This window comes from Clostridium lapidicellarium, from assembly GCF_041224415.1.
GTDB lineage: Bacteria > Bacillota > Clostridia > Clostridiales > Clostridiaceae > Clostridium_B > Clostridium_B lapidicellarium.
On the sequence record NZ_JBGFFE010000019.1, the window covers coordinates 25,831 to 39,567 of the forward strand.

Genomic DNA, 13,737 nt, shown 5'->3' on the forward strand with positions numbered 1-13,737 from the left:
ATCAACTTGGAATTAAGAATGTTAAATAAAGGAGCAATGTTGAACCTTAACATGAGATGTATTTAAATTTTTTAGGTATTACAAGTCTACATCTGCTGGATATGTTGAACCTTAACATGAGATGTATTTAAATATACTGGAATTTGAATGCAGTGGATTCCTTAAAGTAGTTGAACCTTAACATGAGATGTATTTAAATTAATTACTTATGGATGTTTTGCAGGCCATAGGAAGGTTGAACCTTAACATGAGATGTATTTAAATATAAACTTGAGGAACAACTTAAACAGCCAAAGGATAGTTGAACCTTAACATGAGATGTATTTAAATGACCTAAAGGAAAGCGGCGGAATAGAGGAAAACGCCGGTTGAACCTTAACATGAGATGTATTTAAATCTATGACATAAGGCTTTTTACAATATGGGCATCTGTTGAACCTTAACATGAGATGTATTTAAATGACTGTTTAGAAGCAGTTTTTTGTCGATTTTTGGAGTTGAACCTTAACATGAGATGTATTTAAATGCTATTGCATAGCTATCCTTTGGCTGTTGTAGCTGTGTTGAACCTTAACATGAGATGTATTTAAATTAGATGAACGGAAAAGAAACAAGCCCGCGGCTCCAGGTTGAACCTTAACATGAGATGTATTTAAATATTATATCCGTGTACGTATTTTCCCTCCTTTCGCGTTGAACCTTAACATGAGATGTATTTAAATTGCCTCCAGCTCCTTTCTTAGTAGGTTCAAGGCTTTTCGTTGAACCTTAACATGAGATGTATTTAAATTTTATTATATTCGTGGCTCTTTCTACCATGTCACTTGTTGAACCTTAACATGAGATGTATTTAAATACAGCCACATCTAACGTAACTGAAGACCAGAAAGCAGTTGAACCTTAACATGAGATGTATTTAAATCTAGCATTAAGTAACCTGATTCAGTTATAAGAAATCGTTGAACCTTAACATGAGATGTATTTTGTGCTTATGTTAATATTGGTGTAAATTAGATGTTTTAAGAAAAATTTTTTATATATTATTTTTATATATTATCAGAAAACTAGTAAAATATTTTTATAAATAGTTTGATTGATTTTGTACTGTCGACCCTCAATAGAGCAAAAATTGCCGGAGGTCGACGATTTTTATATCTGCAGTTAATTGGCGGCCTGGGATTGATTTTTGGAATTCTTCAAAAGATTTTCCTGTATATTGCAATTTTGGACAGGCTGGTGTATTCTGTATTTGATGGGTTTTAGGATACCTAGTAAGGAATTGAAACCCTCCTAGAGATTTATATAAAAAATAGGGGCTAAAGGTTTTAGGATACCTAGTAAGGAATTGAAACAACTATTTGGGAAAGCTTTAGGATTTTGTGGATGCGAGTTTTAGGATACCTAGTAAGGAATTGAAACCTTCTGGCACTGCAGCTTCTGCATTTGCGTGCGACGTTTTAGGATACCTAGTAAGGAATTGAAACCCTCCCGCTCTCTCCATGTAGTTTTCCAAGTCCTCGTTTTAGGATACCTAGTAAGGAATTGAAACGCAACCGTAATGGCGTCCGTAAATAACGTGATAGCCTGTTTTAGGATACCTAGTAAGGAATTGAAACTCTTCTGGGGGCGTAAACATGACTTTGTAGAAAACGCCGTTTTAGGATACCTAGTAAGGAATTGAAACTATTTTTTGATACCCCACGGATGGTCTGTATGATTGTTTTAGGATACCTAGTAAGGAATTGAAACAATTTTGTATTCCTTTGGTAAAACTGGCGTCATCCAGTGTTTTAGGATACCTAGTAAGGAATTGAAACTTCATCTGGGTAGTATAGTTTTTTATGCTTCTGTCGGTTTTAGGATACCTAGTAAGGAATTGAAACAGAATAAAATATAATAAACTAGAATAGGTTTTTTGGTTTTAGGATACCTAGTAAGGAATTGAAACATAAGGAAGGCGCACGAAGAAACAAGAAATATGAAAAAGTTTTAGGATACCTAGTAAGGAATTGAAACCTTTCCATCATCCACCATTCGAGCGAGAACGCCCATTTGTTTTAGGATACCTAGTAAGGAATTGAAACTGCAACCAATGTATTCCCGTTCCCTACGACTGTAAGTTTTAGGATACCTAGTAAGGAATTGAAACCTCTTACTACGGCACCTACAACAGGGCAGGCAGTTGTTTTAGGATACCTAGTAAGGAATTGAAACTCCCTGCCGCCTTCGCGTTGGCAATATTTTGGTGATGTTTTAGGATACCTAGTAAGGAATTGAAACCTTGCAGTGCTCCCTTCATGCTCGCAAGCAATACAGTTTTAGGATACCTAGTAAGGAATTGAAACCAGTCACATCATCTGCTACGGACCTGTCCATGCCTAGTTTTAGGATACCTAGTAAGGAATTGAAACTATAGATGTCCACGTCTTTTCCTTCAAGCTGGTTTGTTTTAGGATACCTAGTAAGGAATTGAAACTTCAAATCACTGGCGTATTTTGCCATGTCATTGGCGGTTTTAGGATACCTAGTAAGGAATTGAAACTTAGTCTGCAATAATGACTGATTTTCAAGTGATCTTAAGTTTTAGGATACCTAGTAAGGAATTGAAACCAATAGCTATAGGCCCTTCTATTTTACGTAGTGCATGTTTTAGGATACCTAGTAAGGAATTGAAACATAGACAGGGACATGTAAAATGCCCCTTCCATAATGTTTTAGGATACCTAGTAAGGAATTGAAACCACAGCAGGCAATACCTGCGGTCGATTTATTTGCGGGTTTTAGGATACCTAGTAAGGAATTGAAACGCCACAATAGCGGGGTTATCACAGCTTCATGTTTGCTGTTTTAGGATACCTAGTAAGGAATTGAAACTGGAATTATCTAGCGTCGTGAATTCGAGGTTATAACTGTTTTAGGATACCTAGTAAGGAATTGAAACAATTTTTCTACCAACTCCTCTGTTGGTTTTCCTGTTGTTTTAGGATACCTAGTAAGGAATTGAAACCCCATAGAGAACCTAACCACATTATTGTTGTCTACTGTTTTAGGATACCTAGTAAGGAATTGAAACAACAAAAGGCTGCGTTTACTTAAAAGCCAAGTATCTGTTTTAGGATACCTAGTAAGGAATTGAAACAGGGTGTGTATAGCCAGAGAAAAGACCATAGATTGCCGTTTTAGGATACCTAGTAAGGAATTGAAACTGGATCGGGGCTGAACACAATAAAAGAAGCACAGGGTGTTTTAGGATACCTAGTAAGGAATTGAAACCTGTTGCCAGCGTCCCGGTTATACCAGATGCGAGAGTTTTAGGATACCTAGTAAGGAATTGAAACTTCAAGCAAGAGAGGGACAGAAGGAAGTAATTCAGTTTTAGGATACCTAGTAAGGAATTGAAACTCATCCAGCAGATATAGATGAAATCAGAATAAGTTAGAGTTTTAGGATACCTAGTAAGGAATTGAAACCAGAGAAGGGGGTAAAAGTACATGAGAACTAATATGTTTTAGGATACCTAGTAAGGAATTGAAACAGAATATACGCTATTTATTTGTTTTAGGGCACTGTGTTTTAGGATACCTAGTAAGGAATTGAAACAAGCAATAAAAAGTGATATGACGCAAGTTGAAATGGTTTTAGGATACCTAGTAAGGAATTGAAACATATAGGCATAGGTAGGGAACTTTATACAGCTCCGTTGTTTTAGGATACCTAGTAAGGAATTGAAACTTTTGTTTTCTATTAACAATATGATCTATATCTCTTCGTTTTAGGATACCTAGTAAGGAATTGAAACCTAGGGTTTTGTGCACAGGATGTTCCTGCTCATCTGAGTTTTAGGATACCTAGTAAGGAATTGAAACTATTTATTATATTGCATGAAATTATCTTTCCATTTCTGTTTTAGGATACCTAGTAAGGAATTGAAACTACTTTTGTTCAACTTCTTGTCCATCGCTATTATATATGTTTTAGGATACCTAGTAAGGAATTGAAACTTGTGAATGACTTAGACCAGGCGAATTGGTGTTTTAGTTTTAGGATACCTAGTAAGGAATTGAAACTTTTTTCTATCCGTAGCTGCTTGATGTGTAATCCCAGTTTTAGGATACCTAGTAAGGAATTGAAACATTGTGGGTATTTGCCCACAAAACAAATAATGGGCGTTTTAGGATACCTAGTAAGGAATTGAAACTAATCCACTGTAATTATAATAGGCTTGCTTATTCCTGGTTTTAGGATACCTAGTAAGGAATTGAAACCAACAACCAAGGTATTTTTTAATGAAGAAGGGTATTGGTTTTAGGATACCTAGTAAGGAATTGAAACTCACCTGCTCCCAAGGTTTCATAATAAATTTTGTACGTTTTAGGATACCTAGTAAGGAATTGAAACTTTGTCTATACGTGGTTTGCTGTCCGAATACAATGGGGTTTTAGGATACCTAGTAAGGAATTGAAACCAACGAATACGGAGAAGCATTTTCCGAGAACAGAGAGAGTTTTAGGATACCTAGTAAGGAATTGAAACTTTAAGTTGGCAAATATACCCACGACGTCACCGTCAGGGTTTTAGGATACCTAGTAAGGAATTGAAACCTTCCCATCATCCACCATTCGAGCGAGAACGCCCATTGTTTTAGGATACCTAGTAAGGAATTGAAACTAGAGAACAAAACAAATGGATGCATAAGCCCACAGTTTTAGGATACCTAGTAAGGAATTGAAACAGTACCTAAACCCCGACAAAGATTTTAGATGGGTGGTTTTAGGATACCTAGTAAGGAATTGAAACTAGAGACAGCTAACGGAAAACCAGTTCTGATATTCTATGTTTTAGGATACCTAGTAAGGAATTGAAATTTAGTTGGGTGGGCGGCAAACGCCTACTCAGAGAGGGTTTTAGGATACCTAGTAAGGAATTGAAACTAGCTTTGTAATATTTATATTCCATATGTGTGTAATAGTTTTAGGATACCTTAAGGAATTGAAATTCTATATCGCTGTTATTTCTCACTTCGATTTTATCTGATTTTAGAATATCTATAAAGAATTGAGAGCTATTTTATGGACAAGTGGAATATGGCCTGTAAGCTGATCTTATATTGCCTATAGGGAATTGAAATTTATGGTAGCAAGTATATGATACTAATTTCCATATTAACTTGAAAACTAACATAACTAAACTAATCTATTTATATAAGATTTTCACTATCAATCTCCCTCATTGAAAGAATTAACGATAGTTTCAGGCTCACATCAAAACATTCCTTATTTAATTTATCTGATCACTTATTACTTTATTGTGCATTTCTATAAGCTTATCGAAATTATTTTTACATATTTCATTATTAATACTTTTTAAATTGTCATTTACATTCATTGTTGGGAATGTACTGTACAGATCTCTCTGTACTTTTTATTTTTTCAATTTTCAATATATATTTTAATGGTTTTTTCCAGATACACTGCAAATTATACAACAAAGGTGGCTTTTAGTTCATAATAAAAGAATTCTACTTTTTAGTTTAGGATATTTTTCTCTTGTGTGAATTTTGATAGAACAAAACTTGGTGATAATAGGGTAGTTTAGCGGATTCAAAAATATGCAAGAATATTAAGGCAATAATATATTATAAAAACTGACACTTACTTTTTAGTAGGTGCTTTTATTTTGAAATTTTATCTAAATATAGGAATTCAAGATGCTGTGATGCTAATATGAACTGATACGAAAAGTTTATTTGCCGCTTATGTGATGTAAACAACCGCTTGTAGAAAACCGATATACAAAAGGGATCGTTCTATATATACTATAATTGCAAAGAAAAAGGGAAGTGAAATGATGCAGGTTGAAATAAAGATCGATAAATCTTGCAAGGAGTCTAAAATTATAATTTTAACTAACAGGATTACGGATGAAGTAGATGAGTTGATTAAAAAACTTTCGGATACACGTCCACAGACTATAGCAGGTTTTAGGGACGGTACTCTGAAAATACTTGCTCATGACAACATTGTCCGCATTTTTGCGGCAAATCGAAAAATATATGCACAAACGGAAAAAAGTGAATACTTGCTTCGACTGAGGCTTTATGAACTTGAAGAAAGGCTTGATAAAAATACCTTTGTGAGGATATCAAAATCGGAAATTATAAATTTAAGGAAGGTTGAAAATATGGATTTGAATTTCAGCGGTACAATCTGTGTGAAATTATGCGGTAATATTACAACGTTTGTTTCCCGGCGTTATGTTTCCAAAATTAAAAAAGTATTAGGAATTTGAGGTGATTTATATGAAAAACAAGGCTATTGTGAGGGGATTTTTAGGGTTTCCCATTGGAGTTTTCATCAGTTATACCATAACAATTGTAATATCTTTAGTTCTGGCACAGGGTTATTATTCACCTGCCTCCCCCGAACTGGTGTCACAGTGCGGGAGCCAGATAAATGCAGTTGTCCTGCAGTTTATCCTGTCAGGTTTATTAGGTGCCGTTTTGGGGGCAGGTTCTGTAATATGGGAAAATGATGATTGGAGCTTTCCCAAGCAGTCTATTATACATTTTGTCATAACTTCTCTTACAATGTTACCGATTGCTTACTTTTCACATTGGATGGAGCACACGTTTGCCGGTATTGCAGGTTATTTTATCATATTTCTGGCAATATATATTGCAATATGGATAACACTATATGGTGTATGGAAACACAGTATCAAACAGATTAATGACAAATTGAAGAATGGATAATTTAATAATATCCAAAATAACGTAAGTAAAATTATAAATAAAATATTCTAAAAAGTATTGACTAATTGACAACTTATGCTATAATAATAATTAGTTGATAGAGATTATTAATAGATTATAAATCTTATTATATAAATGGAGGTATTGATTATGAAAAATGAAAAGAATTTGAAAGCTCAGGAAAGATTATACGAGGATGTTATAGATAAAAAAGTTATATTTGCAGCGGAGGACGACGATGTAGCATTAAATTGTGATGGTGAACCGTGCAACTTCTCTTATAATAGAGATTTACTTGACAATTAGTACAATAAAATAAAACACTCCTATAATACTAAGCATAAATTTCTGGGGCAGCTGAAAAAGCTGCCCGTTTTTTTATATTCAATAAAAAATTGCAGCAAAAAGGAAATGCCGTTCAAACTATATTCTAAAAATAGCTTGGCAGCATTTCCTTCTATTTAAGTAGTTAAATATCGATCTTACGACTACATTTCCTTGTCCAATTTTTTTATCATATTTTCAATCTCAGGTATGATGTAGTCATCTGTTTTTTTCACAATTTGACCATTCTTGACTACCATGTAAGGACTGCCCAAATAATTTAAATTTTCAATGGGGTCTCCATCTACTACAATAAAATCTGCATATTTTCCGGATTCCAGGGTACCGACTTCTTTGTCTATGCCTAGTATTTCAGAATTGGATTTAGTTGCATGCATTATAGCTTGTCTATTTGTAGTTCCTCCATCTCTGACATGGAGTTTTAATTCCTTCCATGTACCGTAGTGAGTTACATAAGGCATGGCGGCATCTGTACCAAGTGCTGTCCTGATTCCATTTTTGAGGGCCGTTTTAAAACCTGAGCTCATACGTTTTTCTATTATTTTACCGTTGGCAAATTGTATGTCAGTCAGTTTAGTGTATTTTGTACTGAGTCCTAATATATAATATATAGTGAGAAAAGTGGGTGCAAGAGAACTGTATCCTCTTAAAGATCTAGGGTTGTGTTTAAATAGGGAAATTACCTCATCGTCCATTTCAGCACCATGCTCTATGGTGTCCACTCCAGCTCTGAGAGCTTCCTTCAATCCCTTAGTACTTTGGCAGTGGCTTGCTACTAGATAGCCTGCCCTATGTGCCTCATCGCATATTGCTGCAATCTCATCATAGGTCATTTGAGCTCTTCCAGCTTCGCCTATTTTTTTAGAATCGGTGACTCCTCCGGTATTGGCTATTTTTATTAGATCGGTGCCATTGTATATGTGTTCTCTAACTTTTTTTCTCCCTTCCCAGGGTGAGTCTATGGCTTGGGATATAAATTTATACCCATGACCTCCCGTTATGCATATCATAGGACCTGCGCACAGCATTGTCGGCCCAACTTCCGGGCTGTTTTTTATTTCATTTTTTACTTCTATGTCGTAATAAAAGGGATCCCCGACGCTTCGAAAAGTGGTTACTCCTGCATGAAGTGCCGCCATTGCATTTTTTTTCATGGTTTCCTTGATCAGGTGTTTTCCAAGTGAAGACTTCATGTATTCCAAATTTTCATCTGGAGTTCTTTTTAATTGTTCTGGTGAAGTTGGGCTTCCATCACCAAAAAGGTGTGCGTGGGCATTTATAAGCCCTGGAAGTACATATTTGTCTTTTAAGTCCACAATTTTGCAATTATTTGGAATGCTCACTTCATCTTTATTCCCCACAAATTTTATTTTCCCCTTTCCATCAGCAGTTTCCACCAGTATTGTACCTTTTCTTACAGTATCTTTATCTTTTTCAAATTTTCCATCGATAATATTACAGTTAATAAAAGCACGAATATTGTTTCGTTTGTTCATAATAATAGCCCCTTTTTCATTTCTCTTTTTTGATTTACAAGTATAAATATTATTATAAATATTATATTATAAAGAGAAGATTTGTTTATGTGCTATTTTAACACATTGTATTGTAAAAGTTAATAGTAGATTGCTGTGAAATTTTAAGGCTATTTTAAGGATCAAAATATAATATAACAATATACCAACGCTTCTTAAATAAAAAAGTATTAATTACATTAGTGTCTGTGGCTGCAGGGCACTGTAAACTTAAATGCAGCCTCCATTAAATTATCTTTATTGTTTTTTAAAGTGGACATCCTATTTGGGGATGTCTGTTTTATTTTTGTGTGGGAAGTATTGTTTTGCAGAAAAGAAATAAATAAATTGAAGAAATATAGAAGTATTTGAGTTCCTGTGATAAAATTAACCTGTAAGTGGTAATACCATTATACCAATACCCTGTTTTTTTGGTGCTAATAAATATATTGTTTTAATATGGGATATATTAAATTATAAAATAGAGAGGAAGATCTATTTATGCCAATAGTCAAATTACCTTATAATAAAAAAACTGTTGAAGTTGAAATCGATAATAAAAATTTTGCTGCAGTACTTGAACCAGAGCAGTTCAATTGTGAGACTGGGCTTACAGAAGAGAAAATAGTGGAAAAATCCCTTGATAATCCAATAGATTCTCCAAAATTGGAGAAACTGGTCAAAGGTAAAAACAACATGGTTATAATAAGCAGCGATCATACAAGACCACTCCCGAGTAAAATTACGATGCCCATACTTTTAAGGAGAATAAGAAGGGCAAATTCTGACATTGATATAAAGATTTTAATTGCCACAGGATTTCACAGAGCTACTACGAGACAGGAACTTATAGATAAATTTGGGAGTGAGATAGTTGAAAATGAAAATATAGTGGTGCATGATTCAAGAGACAGAAATAAATTGGTTAAAATAGCCAGCTTTTCTTCTGGATGGGATCTTGAAATAAATAAAGTGGCGGCGGAAACGGAACTTTTAATTGCGGAGGGACTTATAAAATCTCATTTTTTTGCGGGATTTTCAGGAGGAAGAAAGAGCATACTGCCGGGAATATCTTCTGCGAAAACGATTATGTCCAATCATTGTGCTGAATTTATAGCAAGTCCCTATGCCAGAACTGGCAACCTTAGGAATAACCCGGTTCATGAAGATATGCTCAGGGCTGCAGAAAAAGCAAAATTGGCCTTTATATTAAATGTAGTTACAGATAAAAATAGAAAGATAATAAATGCCTTTGCAGGTGACTGCAAATTGGCCCATGAGAGAGGCTGCAAATTTGTTAAAAAACTGTCGGAAGTCAAAAAGGTGGAAGCGGATATAGTTATTTCCACTAACGGGGGATATCCTCTGGATCAGAATATATATCAGTCTGTTAAGGGAATGGTGGCTGCTGAGGCGACTTGCAGAAAGGGTGGTGTGATTATAATGGTAGCTGCCTGCAATGACGGCCATGGCGGACAGGCATTTTATGATAATCTGGCAAATGTAAAGACACCTGAGGAATATTTGAAAAAGGTTTCTAATGTTTCAAGGAGGGATACAACGCCGGATCAGTGGGAATCGCAGATGCTGGCCAGAATATTGAGTGAGCATACTGTAATTTTAGTTACAGATATGTGTGATCCTGAAATTATAGAGAATATCCACATGTTGCATACTTATACCGTGAAAGAGGCCTTGAATAAAGCCTATGATATTTTGGGAAAAGATGCAAAAGTTACCGTTATACCGGATGGTGCAGGTGTAATTGTAGGATAAAGTGCGGTGCTGTCATTTACCTTTGAGAAAATCAAATGGTAGATGACAGCTGCTTTATTGAAGTGATATCTTCTTTTGAAGTATAAAAAATCACTTTACAGAACAGACGTTCCATGATAATATTAAGAAAAGAATGGAAGTGGTATTGTGGATGTTTTTGATAAATTGAGAATTCTCACTGATGCTGCAAAGTATGATGTGTCATGTACTTCCAGTGGAGTTAATAGAAGAGCACAAGCCGGTGGGATAGGAAGTTCCGCTGCCTGTGGAATATGCCACAGTTTTTCGGCGGATGGAAGGTGCATTTCACTTTTAAAAATCTTGATGACGAATGTCTGTGTCTATGATTGCAAATACTGCGTAAACCGCCGTTCAAACGATGTTCCAAGGACTTCCTTTACACCGTGTGAATTGGCCGATCTGACCATGAATTTTTATCGCAGAAATTATATAGAAGGTCTTTTTTTAAGCTCTGGTGTGATCAGAAATCCAGACTATACCTGTGAACTAATGATCAGAGTACTTGAAATTTTAAGAAATGATTATAAATTTTTTGGATACATACATGTGAAAGCTATTCCCGGAGCTGATAGCAGGCTTGTACATCAGCTTGGTATTTTGGGAGACAGAATGAGTGTAAATATTGAGCTTCCATCGCAGAAAAGTCTGAAACTTTTGGCGCCGGATAAGTCAAAACACTCCATTTTAACCCCTATGGGATATATTAGGGACTGCATAAGGCAAAATTCAAAAGATACTGTAAGATATCGTCATGCATCCGGATTTGCACCGGCGGGCCAGAGCACCCAGATGATCATAGGTGCTACTCCTGATACCGATTTCCATATCTTGAACCTGGCCGAAGGTCTTTATAGGAAATATAAACTCAAGAGGGTGTTTTTTTCTGCCTACATACCTGTGTCTGAAAATTCACTGCTCCCCAAAGTGAACACCAGGCCGCCTCTTTTGCGGGAACACCGGCTGTATCAAGCTGATTGGCTTTTAAGACATTATGGATTTAAAGCCGGTGAAATTTTGGATGAAAGACACCAGAGTTTTGATCCGTACATAGATCCTAAATGTAACTGGGCGTTGAATCATAGAGAATACTTCCCTGTAGAAATAAATAGGGCACCTTATGAAAAATTGCTCAGGGTTCCTGGAATTGGCGTGAAAAGTGCAAAAAGAATTGTAGCTGCCAGAAAGGATTTTTTATTGAGCTTTGAATCACTTAAAAAATTGGGAGTTGTACTTAAAAGGGCACAGTACTTTATTTTGTGTTCAGGAAAAATAATGGATGGACTGACTGTGGAGAAGGATTCCGTCATAAGGGCACTTATGTCCAAAAATTCATTAAACAGATATTATAAGGATTTTACCTCTGGGGTAAAATATGAGCAGCTGTCTTTTTTATAAGGAGAGGAATACATATGATTGAAAAATCAAGTCTTATATATGAATATGATGGAAGTTTTGAAGGTATCATGTGCTGTGTATTTGAAAGTTATTATAAGAGAGAAATTCCCATGGATATTATATCTTCTGACAGATTTCAGACTACTTTTTTTCCTGTGAAGGAAATTGAGACTGATTTGAAGAAATCTACCAGAGTAATTAAGTCCATACCTGAAAAAATAGGGAGCTCTGCCCTGGAACTTTTAAAATATGCTTTTTTAACTTGTATGCCCCATAAAGAATTGAACATGCTTATGTTTTTGAGAAAGGGATTTCATTATGGGCCGCCGATTATGTACATGTTTAAAGATGAGCATGTAGATAAAATGCTCAAAGCTGTAAGACATTTAAAAAATGAAAGCCATCTCCTGAAGGGGTTTATAAGATTTTCTATTTTGGGAGGCATCCTTGTATCACAAATCGGGCCTAAAAATTATGTACTTCCACTTATTGCAGGGCATTTTTGCAGAAGATATGCGGGTGAACATTTTCTGATTCATGACAAAACCCACAATATGGCACTTGTATATAGACCCCGCCAGTATGCTGTTGTTCCTATGTGCAATTTTAAAATGGCAGAGCCGGACAGCCGAGAGAAGCATTTCAGAAAATTATGGGAGCTCTTTTATACCACTGTTGAGATCAAAGATAGGAGAAATTTTAAATATAGAAGAAGCAATATGCCCAAGCACTACTGGAAATATATGACTGAATTTCAAAAAGGCAGCTATTTCAAAGACAATGAATGATCTTTGAATGAAAGATTGATGTGGTGCAGCATAGAAATTGCAATATACAAAAGGAGGAGACGGGTATGAACCTTGATTGTGAAAAACTGATTTTGAAAGCCTTTCAGGGGAGAAAAAACGCCTATGCGCCTTACTCGGGCTTTAAGGTGGGTGCAGCTGTATTAACACAAGGTGGAAATATATACACCGGTTGTAATATAGAGAATGCTTCTTATGGAGCTAGTAATTGTGCGGAGAGGACTGCCATATTCAAAGCAGTGTCTGAAGGACATAAAACTCTATATGCAATTGCCATAGTTGGGGCGGAAGATAAATATACATATCCCTGCGGCATCTGCAGGCAGGTGATATCGGAATTTGCCTCACCGCATATGAAAATAATTCTGGCCAAAAATGAAAAGGAGTATATTGTCAAGACACTTGATGAAATTTTTCCTGGAGCTTTTACCAAAAAGAATTTGTTATAAAGTATAATAGTAGAGAAGAGGTGGTTTGTCTTATGAATATTGCTAAATTAATTGATCATACTGCACTTAAACCTGATACTACGAGAGCTCAGATACTTCAGCTTGTAGAGGAAGCTAAAAAATATGGATTTGCCTCTGTCTGTGTAAATCCCAAATGGGTTGGACTTGCAAGCGATGAACTAAACGGCAGCGGAACAGCTGTGTGTACAGTAATAGGTTTTCCTCTGGGGGCAAATACTACCAAGACAAAGGTGTTTGAAACTGTGGATGCCATTGGGAATGGAGCGCGGGAAGTGGATATGGTTATTGATATAGGAGAATTGAAAGATAAAAATGATGTTTATGTGGAAAAGGATATAAGCAGTGTAGTAAAAGCTGTCGGCGGAAAGGCACTGGTAAAGGTAATTATTGAAACCTGCCTTTTAAATCATGAAGAAAAAGTCAGGGCCTGCAGAATAGCCAAAAAATCAGGTGCGGATTTTGTAAAGACTTCAACTGGATTTTCAAAGTCGGGAGCTGCAGTTGAAGATGTAAGTCTGATGCGCAGTGTAGTTGGAGATGATATGGGAGTCAAAGCCGCAGGAGGCATTCATACCAGAAAGGAAGCTGTTTGTATGGTTAAAGCAGGTGCAAGCCGTATTGGAACGAGTTCTGGAGTTTCCATCATGGAAGGTTAGATT

Annotated in this window: 10 protein-coding genes and 1 CRISPR repeat array (1 of these 11 only partly in view); of the genes, 9 read left to right on the plus strand and 1 reads right to left on the minus strand. The window is 35.8% G+C overall.

The window, feature by feature from the left end:
* A CRISPR array of direct repeats spans positions 1-988; the repeat unit is 30 nt; unit sequence GTTGAACCTTAACATGAGATGTATTTAAAT (it extends 9,958 nt beyond the left edge of the window).
* A 101-nt stretch (positions 989-1,089) separates the two neighbouring features.
* From AB8S09_RS15855 to AB8S09_RS11770, 4 genes are all read left to right on the plus strand, one after another.
* Positions 1,090-1,263 carry a hypothetical protein gene (locus AB8S09_RS15855; RefSeq protein ID WP_440132418.1) on the plus strand — a complete coding sequence of 58 codons (174 nt, stop codon included), beginning with the start codon at positions 1,090-1,092 and terminating at the stop codon, positions 1,261-1,263.
* Between the two features lie 4,581 nt (positions 1,264-5,844).
* The gene (locus AB8S09_RS11760) at positions 5,845-6,288 is read left to right on the plus strand and encodes a LytTR family DNA-binding domain-containing protein (RefSeq protein ID WP_369869189.1); all 444 of its coding nucleotides are present in this window, start codon (positions 5,845-5,847) and stop codon (positions 6,286-6,288) included.
* 10 nt (positions 6,289-6,298) lie between these two features.
* Entirely contained in the window at positions 6,299-6,751 is a 453-nt protein-coding gene (locus AB8S09_RS11765; protein ID WP_294185303.1) for a DUF3021 domain-containing protein, read from the plus strand.
* Positions 6,752-6,901: 150 nt separating this feature from the next.
* Entirely contained in the window at positions 6,902-7,057 is a 156-nt protein-coding gene (locus AB8S09_RS11770) for a hypothetical protein (protein ID WP_294185305.1), read from the plus strand.
* Positions 7,058-7,239: 182 nt separating this feature from the next.
* On the opposite strand, the gene AB8S09_RS11775 is transcribed toward AB8S09_RS11770, so the two are convergent.
* Positions 7,240-8,592, minus strand: a complete 1,353-nt coding sequence (locus tag AB8S09_RS11775; RefSeq protein WP_369869190.1) for an amidohydrolase family protein — start codon at positions 8,590-8,592, stop codon at positions 7,240-7,242.
* A 519-nt stretch (positions 8,593-9,111) separates the two neighbouring features.
* Here AB8S09_RS11775 and larA point away from each other — a divergent pair.
* The 5 genes from larA to deoC all read left to right on the plus strand — a co-directional run bounded on the left by larA (position 9,112) and on the right by deoC (position 13,734).
* Entirely contained in the window at positions 9,112-10,386 is a 1,275-nt protein-coding gene (gene larA / locus AB8S09_RS11780) for a nickel-dependent lactate racemase (RefSeq protein WP_369869191.1), read from the plus strand.
* A 147-nt stretch (positions 10,387-10,533) separates the two neighbouring features.
* On the plus strand, positions 10,534-11,802 hold the full coding sequence (locus tag AB8S09_RS11785; protein ID WP_294185122.1) for a putative DNA modification/repair radical SAM protein: 1,269 nt from the start codon (positions 10,534-10,536) through the stop codon (positions 11,800-11,802).
* A 14-nt stretch (positions 11,803-11,816) separates the two neighbouring features.
* The gene (locus tag AB8S09_RS11790) at positions 11,817-12,590 is read left to right on the plus strand and encodes a TIGR03915 family putative DNA repair protein (RefSeq protein WP_294185123.1); all 774 of its coding nucleotides are present in this window, start codon (positions 11,817-11,819) and stop codon (positions 12,588-12,590) included.
* Between the two features lie 44 nt (positions 12,591-12,634).
* Positions 12,635-13,057, plus strand: coding sequence for a cytidine deaminase (locus tag AB8S09_RS11795; protein ID WP_294185139.1), 423 nt, complete (start codon positions 12,635-12,637; stop codon positions 13,055-13,057).
* A gap of 32 nt (positions 13,058-13,089) precedes the next feature.
* Positions 13,090-13,734 (plus strand): deoxyribose-phosphate aldolase, encoded by a 645-nt coding sequence (gene deoC, locus AB8S09_RS11800; RefSeq protein ID WP_369869192.1) that lies wholly within the window; start codon positions 13,090-13,092, stop codon positions 13,732-13,734.
* The last annotated feature ends 3 nt before the right edge of the window (positions 13,735-13,737 follow it).

Coding starts and splice junctions, on each gene's coding strand:
- AB8S09_RS11760 (WP_369869189.1), top strand. CDS start 5,845: ATGATGCAGGTTGAAATAAAGATCGATAAATCTTGCAAGGAGTCTAAA.
- AB8S09_RS11765 (WP_294185303.1), top strand. CDS start 6,299: ATGAAAAACAAGGCTATTGTGAGGGGATTTTTAGGGTTTCCCATTGGA.
- AB8S09_RS11770 (WP_294185305.1), top strand. CDS start 6,902: ATGAAAAATGAAAAGAATTTGAAAGCTCAGGAAAGATTATACGAGGAT.
- AB8S09_RS11775 (WP_369869190.1), bottom strand. CDS start 8,592: ATGAACAAACGAAACAATATTCGTGCTTTTATTAACTGTAATATTATC.
- larA (WP_369869191.1), top strand. CDS start 9,112: ATGCCAATAGTCAAATTACCTTATAATAAAAAAACTGTTGAAGTTGAA.
- AB8S09_RS11790 (WP_294185123.1), top strand. CDS start 11,817: ATGATTGAAAAATCAAGTCTTATATATGAATATGATGGAAGTTTTGAA.
- deoC (WP_369869192.1), top strand. CDS start 13,090: ATGAATATTGCTAAATTAATTGATCATACTGCACTTAAACCTGATACT.